General features: G+C 66.6%; 17 protein-coding genes. 7 read left to right on the top strand and 10 right to left on the bottom strand.

What is annotated here, in order from left to right; translation table 11 throughout:
* Positions 1 to 14 precede the first annotated feature (14 nt).
* The 3 genes from IEV99_RS21625 to IEV99_RS21615 all read left to right on the top strand — a co-directional run bounded on the left by IEV99_RS21625 (position 15) and on the right by IEV99_RS21615 (position 1,810).
* Entirely contained in the window at positions 15 to 308 is a 294-nt protein-coding gene (locus tag IEV99_RS21625) for a hypothetical protein (RefSeq protein WP_188519923.1), read from the top strand.
* 29 nt (positions 309 to 337) lie between these two features.
* Positions 338 to 1,033 carry a response regulator gene (locus IEV99_RS21620; protein WP_188519922.1) on the top strand — a complete coding sequence of 232 codons (696 nt, stop codon included), beginning with the start codon at positions 338 to 340 and terminating at the stop codon, positions 1,031 to 1,033.
* 63 nt (positions 1,034 to 1,096) lie between these two features.
* Complete coding sequence (locus IEV99_RS21615; RefSeq protein ID WP_188519921.1) at positions 1,097 to 1,810, top strand: hypothetical protein; 714 nt, start codon at positions 1,097 to 1,099, stop codon at positions 1,808 to 1,810.
* 31 nt (positions 1,811 to 1,841) lie between these two features.
* Here IEV99_RS21615 and IEV99_RS21610 read toward each other — a convergent pair whose 3' ends face one another.
* From IEV99_RS21610 to IEV99_RS21600, 3 genes are read right to left on the bottom strand one after another with little or no spacing between them, the layout of a single operon-like run.
* Positions 1,842 to 2,732 (bottom strand): SctD/MshK family protein, encoded by an 891-nt coding sequence (locus IEV99_RS21610; RefSeq protein WP_188519920.1) that lies wholly within the window; start codon positions 2,730 to 2,732, stop codon positions 1,842 to 1,844.
* A gap of 19 nt (positions 2,733 to 2,751) precedes the next feature.
* The gene (locus IEV99_RS21605; protein ID WP_188519919.1) at positions 2,752 to 2,937 is read right to left on the bottom strand and encodes a hypothetical protein; all 186 of its coding nucleotides are present in this window, start codon (positions 2,935 to 2,937) and stop codon (positions 2,752 to 2,754) included.
* A 34-nt stretch (positions 2,938 to 2,971) separates the two neighbouring features.
* On the bottom strand, positions 2,972 to 4,129 hold the full coding sequence (locus tag IEV99_RS21600) for a DUF2336 domain-containing protein (protein ID WP_188519918.1): 1,158 nt from the start codon (positions 4,127 to 4,129) through the stop codon (positions 2,972 to 2,974).
* Positions 4,130 to 4,376: 247 nt separating this feature from the next.
* On the opposite strand from IEV99_RS21600, the gene IEV99_RS21595 reads away from it, so the two are divergent.
* Complete coding sequence (locus IEV99_RS21595; protein ID WP_188519917.1) at positions 4,377 to 5,564, top strand: acyltransferase family protein; 1,188 nt, start codon at positions 4,377 to 4,379, stop codon at positions 5,562 to 5,564.
* 145 nt (positions 5,565 to 5,709) lie between these two features.
* Entirely contained in the window at positions 5,710 to 6,036 is a 327-nt protein-coding gene (locus IEV99_RS21590) for an NIPSNAP family protein (protein ID WP_188519916.1), read from the top strand.
* Between the two features lie 63 nt (positions 6,037 to 6,099).
* Here IEV99_RS21590 and IEV99_RS21585 read toward each other — a convergent pair whose 3' ends face one another.
* From IEV99_RS21585 to IEV99_RS21560, 6 genes are all read right to left on the bottom strand, one after another.
* Positions 6,100 to 6,879, bottom strand: a complete 780-nt coding sequence (locus IEV99_RS21585; protein WP_188520290.1) for an ABC transporter ATP-binding protein — start codon at positions 6,877 to 6,879, stop codon at positions 6,100 to 6,102.
* Positions 6,880 to 6,890: 11 nt separating this feature from the next.
* Positions 6,891 to 7,742, bottom strand: a complete 852-nt coding sequence (locus IEV99_RS21580) for an ABC transporter ATP-binding protein (protein WP_188519915.1) — start codon at positions 7,740 to 7,742, stop codon at positions 6,891 to 6,893.
* Positions 7,739 to 8,665, bottom strand: a complete 927-nt coding sequence (nikC, locus tag IEV99_RS21575; RefSeq protein WP_188519914.1) for a nickel transporter permease — start codon at positions 8,663 to 8,665, stop codon at positions 7,739 to 7,741. The genes IEV99_RS21580 and nikC overlap by 4 nt, the downstream gene beginning before the upstream one ends.
* A 13-nt stretch (positions 8,666 to 8,678) precedes the next feature.
* Positions 8,679 to 9,746: an ABC transporter permease gene (locus tag IEV99_RS21570; RefSeq protein ID WP_188519913.1), complete on the bottom strand. Its 1,068-nt coding sequence runs from the start codon at positions 9,744 to 9,746 to the stop codon at positions 8,679 to 8,681.
* Between the two features lie 6 nt (positions 9,747 to 9,752).
* Positions 9,753 to 11,357: an ABC transporter substrate-binding protein gene (locus IEV99_RS21565; protein WP_188519912.1), complete on the bottom strand. Its 1,605-nt coding sequence runs from the start codon at positions 11,355 to 11,357 to the stop codon at positions 9,753 to 9,755.
* Positions 11,358 to 11,459: 102 nt separating this feature from the next.
* Positions 11,460 to 11,897 (bottom strand): Lrp/AsnC family transcriptional regulator, encoded by a 438-nt coding sequence (locus tag IEV99_RS21560; protein ID WP_188519911.1) that lies wholly within the window; start codon positions 11,895 to 11,897, stop codon positions 11,460 to 11,462.
* Between the two features lie 120 nt (positions 11,898 to 12,017).
* On the opposite strand from IEV99_RS21560, the gene rocF reads away from it, so the two are divergent.
* Positions 12,018 to 12,971: an arginase gene (gene rocF / locus IEV99_RS21555; protein WP_244644010.1), complete on the top strand. Its 954-nt coding sequence runs from the start codon at positions 12,018 to 12,020 to the stop codon at positions 12,969 to 12,971.
* A gap of 23 nt (positions 12,972 to 12,994) precedes the next feature.
* Positions 12,995 to 14,056, top strand: a complete 1,062-nt coding sequence (ocd, locus tag IEV99_RS21550; RefSeq protein ID WP_188519910.1) for an ornithine cyclodeaminase — start codon at positions 12,995 to 12,997, stop codon at positions 14,054 to 14,056.
* A 151-nt stretch (positions 14,057 to 14,207) separates the two neighbouring features.
* Here the strand turns inward: ocd and IEV99_RS21545 are convergent, their stop codons facing one another.
* Complete coding sequence (locus IEV99_RS21545; protein ID WP_244644036.1) at positions 14,208 to 15,614, bottom strand: DUF1254 domain-containing protein; 1,407 nt, start codon at positions 15,612 to 15,614, stop codon at positions 14,208 to 14,210.
* Positions 15,615 to 15,816 lie beyond the last annotated feature (202 nt).

The following is a 15,816-nucleotide window of genomic DNA, read 5'->3' as shown; positions in this document are numbered from 1 at the left end:
GGAGAGCGTCGAAGATGCCAAGATTTCGGGCCGTTCTGATCTTCCCAGAGAACTCCGGCGAAGCGCGCTACGAGTTCGAAGCGCCTGCGACCTTCATGCAGGGATCCGCCACCCGGATTGTCGACGCGTTCCTGAACACGGTTGACGGCCTGGATTTGCCGGACGTCCCCGTCGATCACGAAATCAACTCCGCCAACGCCTACCGTTCGAGCGCCTCCGTCAGCGTGACCGCGACGGGTTCGATCACCTTCCGCACCGGAACTGCCGTTCCGTTTGTGCTGCTGATCTCGCCCGCCAAGCCCGTCTGATCCCGACCGCCGCACCGAGGAGCATTCTCATGTCCAACGCCATTCGCATCGTGATCGCCGACGCTCACCCGATGATGCGCGAGGGCCTCAAGGCCACGCTCGACAAGGTCGCGGATTTCAAGGTCGTGGCCGAAGCCGGCGACGGATACGCGGCCGTGCTGGCCACCGCCAGCCACGCGGCCGACGTGGTGGTGCTCGACTCGGCGCTGCCTCGCCTCGATGGCTACGAGACGATCGTGAGGCTGCGGGCCCAGAACCCCGACCTGCGCATCCTCGTCAGCCTCAACGCTAACGAAACCTTCGACGTGCAGGAATTCGTGCAAGCCGGCGCCAACGGCATTCTGGCCCGCAACACGGCGGCGTCCGAGTTCACGACCGCGATCCGGGCCGTGTCGAGCGGGGGCGCGTATTTCTCCAACGCGCTGGTTCTCAGCCTGATGAACCGCAGCCAGAAAAAGGGCGGCGGGCAGGTGAACATGTATGGCCTCACCACCCGCGAGCTCGAGATCCTGCGCCAGATCGGGTCGGGCTTCAGCAACAAGGACATCGCGCGCCGGCTCGATCTCAGTGTCCGCACCGTGGAGACGCACCGCCTCAACATCCGCAAGAAGACCAATGCGACGCGCTTCAAGGACCTGCTCGAGATCGCCCGGCGGCTGTCGCCAGAGCGGACTTCTCCGGCGAACATGCCGATGGTTGACGCGACGTTAACCATGATGATGTGACGATGGTTGACGACGATCACTCCTGTTCTTGAGCGCTATCCCACACGGAACCCCAGATTGCGCATGTCCACACCAACTCCAACGCTCGAGGCGACGCGCGGCCTCCTGGCCGCGCTCGTGGCGTTGGGGACGTGGTCCAGTGCGGCGGACGCCGCTGAGCCGCTGCGGGGCAGCCTCGCGCAGGCCGGGGCCGTGCTGAACGCCGACCCGACTGGCGCCATTCTCCCCCTGTCCACGCGCCCTAGCGCTCCGCCTCCCGCGGCGGTGGCCGCCGCCAGGATGCAGGCTACGCCTGAGAGCGGCTTCGTATTCGTGTTCGAACAGGACTTGCGCTCGTTTCTGGCCGACTATTGCCGCCATGTCGGCCTGCGGGCGGAAATCGACGGCGCGGTGCGGGGGCGGCTCAGCAAGGTCAAGTTGCCGCTCGATTTCCCCATGCTGATGAGCGAGCTGAACGGGCGCTTCGACATCGAGTGGTATCTGGAAGGCGATTCCCTTCGGGTCACGCCGCGCAGCGAGCTCACCACCCGGGTGATCAGCCTCCGGTCCGTGAGGCTCGAGGACCTCAACGAGGCGTTGAAGACCAGCGACCTTGATCCCGGCCGCTATCCACTGCGCATGGTAAAGGACGCCGACGCCGTGATCGTTCGCGCGCCGGCAAGCTACGTCTCGCGAATCGTCGCCGTGGTGGAGACGCTCGGGCGCGGCAACAATGACGGCGTGATCCGGGTCATCCGCTACGGCGAGGAAAAGGTCGCGCCTCCGCACGCGAAATAGCTTTCGAGCCGGGGTCAGCCGGCCGAACCGGTCAGAACTCGATCTTGCGGCTGAGCTTGTCCTTGGTGAGGACGATCCCGGAGCCGTCGATCTGGCTGACGCGCCAGCCGCTCGCCAGCGTGCCGCCGATGCGCACCGTTTGGCCGTTGGTGAGGATCAGCTCGGGTTCGCCGTCCAGCCAGGCGCTGCGGATGTTGGCGCCGAGCACGTCCGAGACCTTGCCGACATTGTTGAGCAGCAGCGGCGCCCCCGGGACGCTGTCGTTCCACTGCAGAACGCTGCGCCAGCGCGCGAGGCCCGCTTCGTCGACTTCGCCGGTCGCCACGACTGCGCCGGCCGGGCCGGCTTCCGCCGTCACCGTCCCGCCGAGGTCCGCCTTGCGGATTCGGTCCTGAAGGGCGGCGATGTGCGCGGCGGGATCGGTCGGCAGCGCTGCCAGGAAGGGCTGTGGCTCGGCTGGCCGGAACATGGCCGCGGACGTTGACGCGAGGCCGTTGACAAGCGGCCAGCCCACCAAAAGGAGAGCGGCCAAGCCGACCAGCGCCAGCGCGGGGCGCCGGAACGTCTCGAGCTCGAACTTGGGCTTCAACTCGATGGAGGCGCGTCCTGCCTCGATCGTGAGCGGGGTTTTGGCGACGAGGTCGCGGCCGATGTCGATCAACCGGCCATTCACCCGGATCGCGGCGTCGAGCGGCTCGACGCGCACGCTTCCGAGCCATTCGTTGGTGACCTCGATCGCGAAATGCCGCTCCTGGAGCCCGTCGCCGATCAGAACGATGTCGTTGTCGAGCCCCGAGCCAATGATCGCCACACCGGTACGGAGCGCCGCCAGGGCGCCCGCATGGGACCCTGCCGTCACCTGCAGGGACACGCCGCCCTCCAGGGCGGCGCGCCTCGTCTGCAACAGGTCGACCAGGCTCATGGGCTGCGTGGCTCCGTGCTCAGGTCTGCGGCTTGGACTTCGCGATATTCAGCGCGTTCTGCTTCTCGGTCTCGATCTCGCGAAGCTTGGTGGCGTTCGCGATGGCGGTGTCGAAGGACTGCGACAGGCTGGAGAAGTCAGCGGTCGCGCCGCCAGCAGCCGTTGAAGAGCCCGTGCCGCCCGTACCGGAAATTGCGTCTGCCATGTCGATCTCCTGCTTTGCTCACCGGACTATTCGGTTATGCCGACACCTTGCCATCCGGCGGCCGACTGCGGAATCCGTGCTGGGCGCCTAAGTAGTTTGAGCGGACGCGGGGTTCCGGCCGGGCGCGACGCGCCGGCTCGCGCGCCGAGCGCCCGCTCATCTCGGACGAGACCCGGCGCATGAGCGCGAGCACGTCGTCCAGCTGGTCGCCGGCGCGCGTCTCGTAGCGGTCGAGCGCGCGCGTGATGGCCGCGCCCGCCTCGTCCGGGCCCGCCTCGCGGCGCACCTCCGCGGTGACGCACAGGGCCTGGAGCGCGCGCTCGGGCAGGCCCGCGCGCGCGCATAGGGCGCGGAAGGCGGGCCCGCCAGGCTCGCCCATGATGGCGCGCACGCGGTCGACCGAGACCGCGGCCAGGTTCGCGAGGCTGTGCTCGATGAGCGCGAATGCGCCGCTCGCGGCCGCGCGCACGAGCAGCGCGGTTGTGAGGCGCCCGCGCGAGATCAGGTGCGCGACGAGGTCGGGCGCGTCGCGGGCCGGGCACTCGGACGCGAGCGCGATCGTGGCGTGGTCCTGCTCGGCGCGCAGGCGCTCGACCTCAACCTCCCGGGCGCGGCCGCCGGATGCGGGCGCCCGCCGGGCCGCCAACGCGCGCTCCACAATCTCGTGCCGCACGGTCACGGGCGCGTCCGGCCGCACGAAGATAGCGTCCAGCATCGACCTGTCGGCGCCGAAGCGGGAGAGGAGGGTGGCGAAAACGGATTTCACCATGGCGGCGTCGCGGTTGGCGAGCAGGGTCAGGCAGGCCTCCCGCTCGCCCACGGCCGCTATGGCGGCGGACAGGGCGGCGCTGGGACACGGACGCAGCGCGACGGCGCATTGCACGGCGGCGGGCGACAGGGCCACGAGGTCAACGAGTTCGGAATCGATCAGCACCGGCGTGGAGGCGGCGATCTCGGCCGCGATGGCGGGCTTGTCGTAGCAGAGCGCCATCACGAGGTGATGGGGCGCGGTTGGGTCCGCGGCGAGTTCGCACGCCAGAGCGAGACGGACCGACGGCGACGGGTCGTCGAGAACGCGCGTGAGACCGGCTTCCACCTCGCGGCGACGCGGGTCGTGGCGGCCGAGCAGGCGCCATTCGTCGGCCAGCCTGGCGACAGCGCGAACGCGCTCGCGCTGGGCGACGTCACTCATCGGCATTATGCTGAGCATCAGGTTTGCCGCTATTCTCCACGCCGACCATCAGGCGAAGCCGCACGCAGCATGGTCAACGGATGGCAAACAAACACTTAACAATTATCTACCCAAGCGGGCGCTTTCCACCTCGGCCGCGCCTCTCGATCACGAACTCCGCCAACTGCGAGGGCTCCTCCGACGGGAGTGGGCGCGTTGGATCGTACTCCTTTTCGTTCCGTTGACTCCGTTTCGATACTTGCACCTTATGGCCACTGTCGGGACTTACATCGTTTACCTGTCACGTCTAACGTTCTGGCGGGTGGCGTTTGCTCTTGGTCAAGGTGTTCGTTTGAGTACGCGTGTATACCATGGCATCGATCTTATCCGAATTCTGGCCTGCGCTCTCGTCGTACTGAACCACTTTGGTGAGTTTCCGGACAATCAAGGCGCGCTTATCTTTCCGGCGCTCAAAGGTTTCATGCATATTGGCGACATCGGTGTCGAGATATTCTTTGTTATCTCAGGCTTTGTGATCCCGTTCAGCGCCGCGAATTCCAGGCCTGGTCAGTTTTTGCTCAAGCGGTTCATCCGGATCTATCCGGCGGTTCTCGTGAGCAGCTTCATCGCTTTTGGCGCGTTGTGTCTGGCCAGTGGGAATGCCGCGTCCCACATCCCGGCCCTCCTTCGCTCGCTGACGCTCTTGCCCGTTGGCCCCTGGATAGACGGCGTTCTCTGGTCGCTGGCGGTCGAAATTGTTTTCTATTGCGTGATTGCGTTCTTGATCCCTCTCGGCGCGAGGGGACGCTTAATGCTCGCAGCGTGGCTCGGAATTTCTAGCGCTGTCTTCACGCTCGCGGTTGCGGCCGTCTTTTACCTCGACCTGCACGGCCTCCAGCAGGAGGCTGCGAGCAGCGCGATCCGGTACTACTGGAAGATCTCGCTGGTGCGCCACGGCGTCTTCTTTGCGCTTGGCATGCTGATCCACGACTTGAGCCACGGGAACTCCGACCGTAGCAAGCGGACATGCGCGATCGCGCTCACGGCGGTGGGCGCCTTTCAGATCGTGCTCTTCCAACACCTTAGCGCCCCGTCGATCGAACTGGCGGCAGCGTCGAGCGTCATCAAGGCAGGCATCTGGCTCCTGGCCATCGCGGCTCTTGTGGTCTGCATCCGCCGCCGGGCCGAGATCGCGTCCCTGGTGGGGCCCTGGGCCGGCACGGTCACGAGCCTCGGACTGCTCAGCTATACGTTGTATCTCAACCACTACACGGTGGGGGGTGTGGTCGGGAGCGCACTCGTAGCGCACGGTTATAATTCGGTCGCTACCCTGATCATCACGACGTCGACGATCCTGGCCATCAGCATCTGGGTGCAGACCGGCCCGGAGCGCCACCTCCAGGATAAGCTCAAGCAACTTCTGCTGGCCCGGAGGGTCGCGTTGGCGCGCACCTGAAGATCTGGCCGGCCGAAGCGACACGGAGGTGAGCCGCTCGTCCGTTGCGGCCGAGCCGCCCAGGCAAGACCGCGACGCCATCGACGCCGCGTTGCGATTGCGCGTAGGTTGTGCGGCCACCGCATCCAGCGCATCCGAGAGGCCCATGATCTACGAAATGCGAAACTACCGCTGCCTTCCCGGGCGGCTGCCTGCTCTCCTGCGCCGCTTCGAGGATCACACGTTGAGGCTCTGGGAGCGACACGGGATCCAGCAGGCCGGCTTCTGGACCTACGCGGTCGGTCCGTCCAACAACGAACTCGTCTACCTGGTCGCCTGGGAGTCCCTCGCCGATCGCGAACGCAAATGGGCGGCGTTCATGAGCGACCCGGAGTGGATCGCGGCGCGGACCGCCTCGGAGGCGGACGGCCCCATCCTGGCCAATGTGGCGAACAGCTTCCTCCAGCCGACCGCATTCTCGTCGGTCCGCTGATCCCGACCACGGCGGCGAGACGCTGTCTCGCCGTTGCTGCGGGCCGGGGCGGCGAGGACACGCTCAAGCCGCCTCGGGGCCGCCTCGTCGAAAGCCCCTTGAAGCCACCATCAGGCGCTGCGTGTAGGGGTCCGAGACGCGCGACAGCGCGAGATCGTCGGCGGAGAGCTCCTCCACGCGGCGGCCGCGCTGCATCACCATCAGGCGCTCGCACATGTGGGTGACGACCGCGAGGTCGTGGCTGACCAGCACGAAGGTCAGCCCGTGCCGGCGGCGCATCTCCTCCAGCAGGTTCAGCACTTCCGCCTGCACGGAGGCGTCGAGCGCCGAAGTCGGTTCGTCCAGCAGCAGGATCTGAGGCTCCAGGATCAGCGCGCGCGCGATTGCGACACGCTGGCGCTGTCCGCCCGAGAGCTGGTGCGGGTATCGAAAACGGAACCCCTTGCCCAGGCCGACCTCGTCGAGCGCGCGCTCGATGCGCGTTTCGGCGTCGCCCATCCGATGGATGGCGAGCGGCTCCGCCAAGGTGCGGTCGATCGTCTGGCGCGGGTGGAGCGATCCGTAGGGATCCTGGAACACCATCTGGACGCGGCGGCGGAACTCGCGCGAGCCCGGGGCAGGAAGCGCGCCGGTTCGATCGCCCGGCGGAGCGACCAGCGAGACCGCCCCGGCGGTGCGGGGCGCAAGCCCGCAGACGGCGCGCAGGATCGTTGATTTGCCGGAACCGGATTCGCCCACGATGCCGAAGCTCTGGCCTGGCTCGACGCGGATCGAGACGTTGTCCACGGCCGTGAACTCGTCATAGACGACGCTCAGGTTGTCGATGGCGAGACCCGCCGCCACGGGACGGGCCGTCACAGCGCCCACTCCGGGCGGCGGTCGAGCGTCGGCAGCGGATGGCGGTGCTCACCCAGACGCGGCAGGCAGTTCACCAGGCCGCGCGTGTAGGGATGCTGGGCGTCCTGCAGGCCGCCGGCCGAGAGCTCCTCGACGACCTTGCCGGCATACATCACCAGGATGCGGTCGCAGAACGTTGAGACAAGCCGCAGGTCATGCGAGATGAAGACCAGCCCCATGCCGCGGTCGGTCACGAGCCGGTCGAGGATGGCGAGGAGCTGCAGCTGCACGGTGACGTCAAGCGCCGAGGTGGGCTCATCGGCGATCAGCAGGTCGGGGTCCGCGATCAGCATCATGGCGATCATGGCGCGCTGGCCCATGCCGCCGGACACCTCATGCGGATAGAGGTCGAAAACCCGCTCGGGGTTGTCGATCTGAACTTGTCGCAACGTTTCGAGCGCCCGATCGCGCGCTTCGCGGCGCGACACGCGCGCATGGGCGTCCAGCGTCTCGACGATCTGGTCGCCGATGCTCATGACCGGGTTCAACGAGAATTTCGGATCCTGCAGCACCATTGCGATTCGACCGCCACGGAGCGCGCGCCGCTGCCTGGCGGAGCTGTGCAGCAGGTCGATGCCGTCGAACTCCATCCGGTTCGCGGTGACGCGTCCTTCCGGGGCGGTGAGACCCAGGATGGCGCGGCCGGTCTGCGACTTGCCGGAGCCGGATTCGCCCACGATGCCGAGCCGCTCGCGGCCCAGCCTGAACGAGACGCCGCGCACGGCCTCGGTCATGCCGCCTTCGCGGTTGGGAAAGGCGACGCGCAGGTCGTCGACCACGAGCATGTCCGCCACTGAAGGCCCGTTCATTTCACACCCTTGGGGTCGAGGGCGTCGCGCAGGCCGTCGCCGAGCAGGTTGAAGGCGAGGCTGACCAAGAAGATGGCCGCGCCCGGCGCGGCGGCGACCCACCACTGGTCCAGCACGTAGAGGCGGCCATTGGCGATCATCGCGCCCCATTCGGGCGTCGGCGGCTGCGCCCCGAGACCCAGGAAGCCGAGCCCCGCGGCGGTGAGGATGATGCCCGCCATGTCGAGCGTCACGCGCACGATCACGGAGGAGACGCACAGCGGCATGATGTGGCGCAGCACGATCCGCCAGGGCGAAGCGCCCATCAACTGCACGGCCGCAATGTAGTCGGCCTGCCGGATGGTCAGCGTCTCGGCGCGGGCGATGCGGGCGTAGGGCGGCCAGGACGTGATCGCGATGGCGATCACGGCGTTCTCGATCCCGGGCCCCAGCGCGGCGACGAAGGCCAGGGCGAGGATCAGGCGCGGGAAGGCCAGGAAGATGTCGGTGATGCGCATCAGCGCCGCATCGATCAGGCCGCCGGAGTATCCCGCGACCGTGCCGACCACGAGGCCGATCGGCGCGGCCAGGATGGCGACCAGCACGACGACGAAGAGCGTGATCCGCGATCCGTGGATGATGCGCGAAAGGATATCGCGGCCCTGGTCGTCCGTCCCGAACCAGTGGGCGGCCGAGGGCGGCAGCAGCCGGGTGGTCCGCAGGTCGCCGATATAGGGGGAGTAGGGGGCCAACTGGTTGGCGAACAGCGCCACCAGCAAGAGCGCGATCACGATCGCGAGCCCCAGCATGGCGAGGCGGTTGCGCGAGAAGGTGCGCCAGCCGCCATAGGCGCGGCCGAGCGCGGCCTGCCGGCGCGACTGCGGCCGATCCGACATCAGCCATTCGCGCCAGCCTCCGGGCGACGGGGCGTTCACGGCGCTCATCGTGTTTTCGTCCTCATCGTGTTTTGGTTCTGGGATCGAGCAGCCGGTAGAGGATGTCCGACAGCAGGTTGAGGCCGATGAAAATGGAGCCGACCACGATGGTGCCGCCCAGCACGGCGTTCATGTCGGCGTTCTGCAGCGAGTTGGTGATGTAGAGGCCAAGCCCCGGCCATGCGAAGACGGTTTCGGTGAGCACCGAGCCTTCCAGCAGCCCCGCATAGGAAAGCGCGATCACGGTGACGAGCGGCACCATCGCGTTGCGCAGGGCGTGGCGCCAGATGATGCGGGTTTCTGTGAGCCCCTTGGCGCGGGCCGCGATCACGTATTCCTGGTTCAGCTCGTTGAGCATGAACGAGCGCGTCATCCGGCTGATATAGGCGAGCGAGAAATAGCCGAGCAGCGACGCCGGCAGGATGAGGTGCGAGAAGGCGTTGCCGAAGGCTTCCCACTCGCCCGCAATGGCGGTGTCGAGCAGCATGAAGCCGGTGACGGGCGTGAGCGAATATTCGTAAGCGACGTCGATGCGGCCGGGACCGCCCACCCAGCCAAGCCGGGCGTAGAAGACCAGCAGACCCATGAGGCCGAGCCAGAAGATCGGCACCGAGTAGCCGATCAGCCCCATCACACGCACGAGCTGGTCGGCGACGCCGCCGCGGCGAACGGCGGCCCAGACGCCGAGCGGGACGCCGAGGCCGGCCCCCATGATGGTGCCGAGCGTGGCGAGCTCGATGGTCGCCGGAAAGGCGCGGCGGATGTCCTGCATCACCGGATTGGAGGTCAGCACGGAGGTGCCGAAGTCGCCCTGCAGCACCTTGCGGCAGTAGATGAAGAACTGCTCCCACAAGGGCTTGTTGAGGCCCATCTCCTCGCGCACGCGCTGGATGACGTGCTCGGGCGCGCGGTCTCCCACGACGGCCAGCACGGGGTCGATCGGGATGACGCGGCCGATAAAGAAGGTCACGGCCAACAGGCCGAGATAGGTGAGAAATATCACGAGAAGAAAGCGCCCGACCGTATCGGCGCCGCGCAGAAGGCGGGCGCTGCGGCGCCCGCCTCCCCGTGTTTGTTCAGCGATCGTCATGACGCCTTACTGCTTCGTCACCTTGAACATGTAGGTGGCGTCCGAGGTCGGGCCGATCTTCAGGTTCTCGACATTGGCCCGGTAGGCCGCCACTTCGTTCATCTGGTAGATCAACACGAAGGGGCTGGTCTGCCGGAACTCGGCCTGCATCTCCGTGTACATCCCCTTGCGCTTCTCGGTGTCGCGCTCCAGGGCGGCGGCGTCGGCCTTCTTGGTCAGCTCCGGGATGGCCCAGGCGTTGCGCCAGGCCAGCGGCTTGGACTTGGCGTCGTCGGAGTTGTCGGGGTTGCGCGCGAAGGTGTCCGCGTTGGTGTGGGGGTCCCAGTAATCCGCGCCCCACTGGCCGATATACATGTCGTGCGTGCGGGCGCGGTACTTGGTCAGCGTCTGCTTGCCGTCGCCCGGGATGATCTCGATGTCGATGCCGGCGCGCTTGGCCGTCTGCTGGACGGCCTCGGCGATGCCCTGCACCGGCTGGACGGTGCGCACATCCATCGTGACCTTGAAGCCGTTCGGCAGGCCCGCCTTGGCGAGCAGGCCCTTGGCCTTGTCGACGTCGAGCTTGAAGGGTTTCTCGGTGGAGGCGCCGAGCAGCCCGACCGGCAGGAAGTTCTGGTGAACGATGCCGATGTTCTTGATCAGCGTGTCGCCGATGGCGTCATAGTCGACCAGCCACTTCATGGCTTCGCGGACCTCGGGCTTGGCGAGGTTCGGGTTCTTCTGGTTGAGGCTGATGTAGTAGACCGTGCCCTTCGGGGTGCCGGTCTCCTTGATGTCCTTGTTGGCCTTCAGGGCGTCGAGATCCTGCGGCGTCAGGTTGCGGGCGATGTCGGCGTCGCCCTTCTCAAGCAACAGGCGCTGCGTGGCCGCTTCCTTCACGTGACGGTAGATCACGCGCGCCAGCTTGGACTTCTCGCCGTAGTAGTTGTCGTTGCGCTCCATCGCGAGGATTTCGTTGGCGCGCCATTCGCGGATCTTCAGTGGGCCGGAGCCGGCGTAATTCGTCTTCAGCCACGCATAGCCGAGGTCGCCGTTCTGCTCCTTCGACATCACGAGCTTCTTGTCCAGGATGGCGGCCACGTTGGCGGTCATGCAGTTAAGGACGAAGCTCGGCGCGTAGGACTTGTCGGTCTCCAGCGTGACGGTGAGCGGGCCCGTGGCCTTCACCTTGTCCTTCACGTTGTCCTTGGTGAGTCCGAACTGGGTGAGGATGAACGCGGGCGTCTTGTCGAGGGTCACGGCGCGCTGCAGCGAGAAGGCGACGTCCTCGGACGTGACCGGGTTGCCGGACGCGAACTTGGCCCCTTCGCGCAGCTCGAACGTGAAGGTCTTGCCGTCCGGCGATACGGTCCAGGACTTCGCGAGGTCGGGCAGGAGCTTGGAGGGATCGTTGACGTCGTAGCGCAGCAGCCGGTCATAGGAATTGCCCATGAACTCGCCGGCCGAGATCTCGAAGGATTCCGCGGGATCCATCGTGATCGTGTCGTCGAACGCCCAGACCACGACAAGCGTGTCCTTGGGAGTGGCCGCCAGCGCGGAACCGGCCATGAGCATGGCGAACGCCGCGGCGCCGAGCAGGCAGCCAGGTTTGCGGATTCCAGAATTCTGCATTGTGATCGCCTTCGTGTCGCAACGATTGCACGTTCTTGCCGCACAAGCTTAGTGGCTTTCCGGGCTGTAGCCTACCGTCACGCACGTTGAACGCGAAAACGCTTAAAGCCTGGCGCGGGTGCTGCGGGGCGTGGCCAGCAGCAGGGTCGTTTCCGAGGCCGTGATGCCGGGCACGAGGCGCAGGCGCCGCAGCACCGCGTCGAGGTCCGTCAGGCTTTCGGCCGAGAGCTCCACCACGATGTCCCAGCGACCGTTGGTGGTGTGGACGGCGCCGATCTCCGGAAAGCCGCCGAGCGCGTCCACGACCTTGTCGAGCATACGGCCCTCGACCTCGATCATTGCCAGCCCGCGCACGGGCTGAGCCACCGTGTCGGCCCGCAGCACCACCGTGTAGCCGATGATGACGCCAGTCTGCTCGAGACGCTCGATGCGCGAGCGCACGGTGGCGCGCGACAGGCCGAGCTCGGTCGCCATGTCCGAGATGCTGCGGCGGCCGTCATGACGCAGGATCGAGACGAGGCGTTGGTCGGTAGCGTCCACGGGTTCTCGATCTGCATTGTTCGGCTATTCAGAATGATAGATGAGGCTTCTCGATCTGCCAATATGGTCCGTTCGATCCGCCGGCGCGTTGGGGTACCTTGGAAAGCCGCGAGGATCCTGATGAACGCCATGCAGACGCCCACACTCCCCACACGCACCTGTTTGCTGATCGGCGCGCCCGTCCAGGTCGGCGCCGGCCGGCTGGGGTGCGACATGGGCCCGAGCGCATTTCGCGCCGCTGGCCTCGGCCCGGCGCTGGAGGATCTCGGATATCGCGTCGAGGATCGCGGCAACCTCACGATCCCGTCCGCGCCCGTGTTGGAGCACGCCAATCCGGCCATCCGCCATCTCGGCGAAATCGCGGCCTGGACAAAGGCGCTGGCCGACGCCGCCCATGCGGCCAGCCGCGAAGGCATGCCGATCTTTCTCGGCGGCGATCACAGCCTCTCGGCCGGCACGATGACGGGCCTGAGCCGCCGCGCCACCGAGGAGGGGCGCGAGCTCTTCGTGCTCTGGCTCGATAGCCATCCCGACTTCCACACGCTGGACAGCACCCGCAGCGGCAACCTCCACGGCGTGCCGATGGCCTACGCGGTGGGGCGCCCCGGGTTCGAGGGCTTCCTTCCGCCGAATCCGGCGCCGCTGAAGCCCGAGAACGTGTGCATGATCGGCCTGCGCAGCGTCGATCCCGCCGAGCGGCAGGCGCTGCGCGACAGCAAGGTCACGGTCCATGACATGCGGGCCATCGACGAGAACGGCATCGCGACCCTGCTGGCGGACTTCCTCGACAAGGTCCGGGCCGCCAACGGCCTGCTGCATGTGAGCCTCGACGTCGATTTCCTGGATCCCGGGATCGCGCCGGGCGTAGGGACGACGGTGCCGGGCGGCGCCACGTTCCGCGAGGCGCATCTCGTGATGGAGATGCTGCACGACACCGGCCTGGTCGCCAGCCTCGACCTCGTCGAGCTCAATCCCTTCGTGGATGAGCGCGGCCGGACGGCGCTGCTGCTGGTCGATCTTGTCGCGAGCCTGATGGGCCGCACCGTGCTGGACCGCCCTACAAAGAGCTTCTGACGCGCGCCCACGAGAGGTTCCCCATGCTGGCATCGCACGATCTTCCCCGGCTCAAGACGAACGTGGTTCCGTTCGTGAGCGTGCACAACATGATGCGGCTGGTGAACGCCATCGGGGTCGAGCGCATGCTCGCCGAGCTCACCGACGCCATTGCGACGGAATTTCGCCGCTGGCCACTGTTCGACAAGACGCCGCGGGTCGCGTCCCACAGCCTCGACGGCGTGATCGAACTCATGCCTACCAGCGACGGCGCGACCTACGGGTTCAAATACGTCAATGGCCACCCGAAGAACGGCCGCGGCGGGCTGCAGACCGTCACGGCGTTCGGGATGCTGGCCGACGTCGCGACCGGCTATCCCATCCTGCTCACCGAAATGACCATCCTGACGGCATTGCGTACGGCTGCGACCTCGGCCCTCGCGGCCCGGCATCTCGCGGCGGCGAGCGTCGACACCATGGCGATCATCGGCAACGGCGCGCAATCGGAGTTCCAGGCGCTGGCCTTTCGGGCCGTGCTCGGCGTCGAACGCTTCAGGCTCTACGACATCGACCCGGCCGCGAGCGCCAAATGCGCCACGAACCTGGCCCGGCACGGAATCGCGGCGACGATCCTCCACAGCGTCGAGGCCGCCGTGGAGGGCGCGGGGATCATCACCACGGTGACGGCCGACAAGCAGTGCGCCACCATCCTGACCGACAACCTTGTCGGGCCCGGCGTGCACATCAACGCGGTCGGCGGAGACTGCCCGGGCAAGACCGAACTCCACGCAGACATCCTCCGGCGGTCCGATATCATTGTGGAGTACCCGCCGCAGACGCGCATCGAGGGCGAGATTCAGCAGCTGCCGCCGGACTACCCGGTCCGGGAGCTCTGGCGCATCGTGGCCGGCGAAGAACCCGGGCGGCGAAACGCCGGCGACATCACGCTGTTCGACAGCGTCGGGTTCGCGATCGAGGACTTTGCCGCGCTCCGCTACGTCCATGCGCGCCTGCGCGGGGGCGATTATCACGAGGAGCTCGACCTCCTCGCCGATCCGGACGAGCCGCGCGATCTGCTCGGCATGCTCCACCGCGCCGAGGCCTGAAGGACGCGACGTGTCCATACTGAAGCGGCGTCAGCCGCGCCCGGAGCGCCGCCTCCGCATCGGTTGCCGGGGTGAGGAGGCGCCGCTCACCAGCCTGAGTCACGTTCGGCTGGCGGGTGGAACGCCCGAACGTGGCGCGTGATCCGCGCCCCTACTGCACCACGAGCGCCGGAACAGCCTGGACCCTGGTGATCGCGGGCGGGTTCCAGCGTCCCGTCAGGGCCTCCGACTTCGGCCCATAGATTCGCATGGTCAGGTTGAACGGACCCTTAGGCGCGGGCAGCCAATTTGCCTGCCGGCCGGCCCCGGGACTGTCGTTCTGGATGTACAGGTCGAGGGATCCGTCGGCGTTGTATTGGAACGGCATCCAGCTGGAGACCGCGAACCTGTTCAGCGCATTGGGGACCTGGAAGCCATCGGAATCATACAGCGTGATCGACCAGAACGCGTTTGTGGGTGGGGTGGCGCCATTGTCGAAGTGGAGCACGTAGCGCTGCGTCCCCTCGAGCGGCCGGCCGTCCTGGTCGCCGAGGTTCAACGGGTAGATGGCGTCCTCCGGCAGATTGGCGCCGAGGCCGACCTGCGCGACGATGGCGCGCTTCAGATAGTAGTTCCCGTACACGCCCATGGTGTCCGTATTCATGGACCAATAGTTGGCGACGCGGGCGATCGTGGGAATTTTCCATTCCATCAGCTTCTGAGCGTCTTCCGCCACGCCTTGCAGGCCCTTGCGGATTGCGGGATCGAGGCTGTCGATGTCGAATGCCTTGCCCGGCTCGATCCCGATGCGCTTCATTCGGGCAACGATCGGCTGGTCGGTCGAATGCGGCGGGTTATCCATCATGAGCTGCGCCGCGCTGGCGAAGTACTTGCCGACCGGCATCGTATCCACCTGGATCTTGGGCGGCGTTTTCATGTCGATCGAAGGATCGATCTTGACCTCGGGAGCCTTGGGCGGCTTCCCCCACTCGGACAGCGGCGTGACCTTGTAGCCGGCCTGAATGGCGTGAACGGCGCCATAGTCGGCCGGGCCGTCCGTCTTCGTGCGGCCGATGATCCATACGAACGGGGTCGGAGCCTCGATCCGTTGCGTGAACGGAGGAAGCTTGAACTCCTCGACGAAGCGGTCGCGCAGGTCGGGCCGCCAGGCTTGCGGAACGACCAGGAAGGTTCCCGCACCCGTTCCGGTCGTCCGCCACCCGGGGGAGGCGAAGACGTCCGTCCACATGTCGAGCATCGGCAGCAGGTAGTACCGGCCTTTCGTGTCAGGAGCCGAGATAACCATCGGCTCTTTTTTCAAGTCTAGCCAGGCGATCGAATAGAGCGTGTCAAAGTTCGAGCGTACGACGCCCTTGAAATCTCCCGGCGGATACTCGGGAACGCTGACGAACATGTTCATCGGCCCCTTTCCGAACTCCTTGCCGGGCTCCACGTTCGTGAATTGCTTTCGGGTGATCTCCATGGAGAGAAGCGGATAGAAATAGGTGTAGGCCTCCACCCCGATCGCGTGCGCCTCGGCCTCTGTCACCTGAGCTCTGGCGTCGGTGATCGACCACATCGAGAGAGCGGCGACCGCGATGGCGAGCGACTTGGGCATGGAGCTTCTCCTTCGCTTGGTGGAGGGGCTTGCGGGCCTGAGGTCATCCAGTGCGACGGGTTGCACAGTTTCGGCCCAGCGTCGGTTGCTCACGCACGACCGGTGCGAGCGGCGCCACGCCGCAGGAACCCACGCATCCAATCATAAGAGTTGTGTCGGGTTG

It is taken from the genome of Alsobacter metallidurans, assembly GCF_014636935.1.
Classification (GTDB): domain Bacteria; phylum Pseudomonadota; class Alphaproteobacteria; order Rhizobiales; family Beijerinckiaceae; genus Alsobacter; species Alsobacter metallidurans.
Note: the sequence above shows the minus strand (reverse complement) of the source record. Positions and strands in the feature narration are given on the sequence as shown.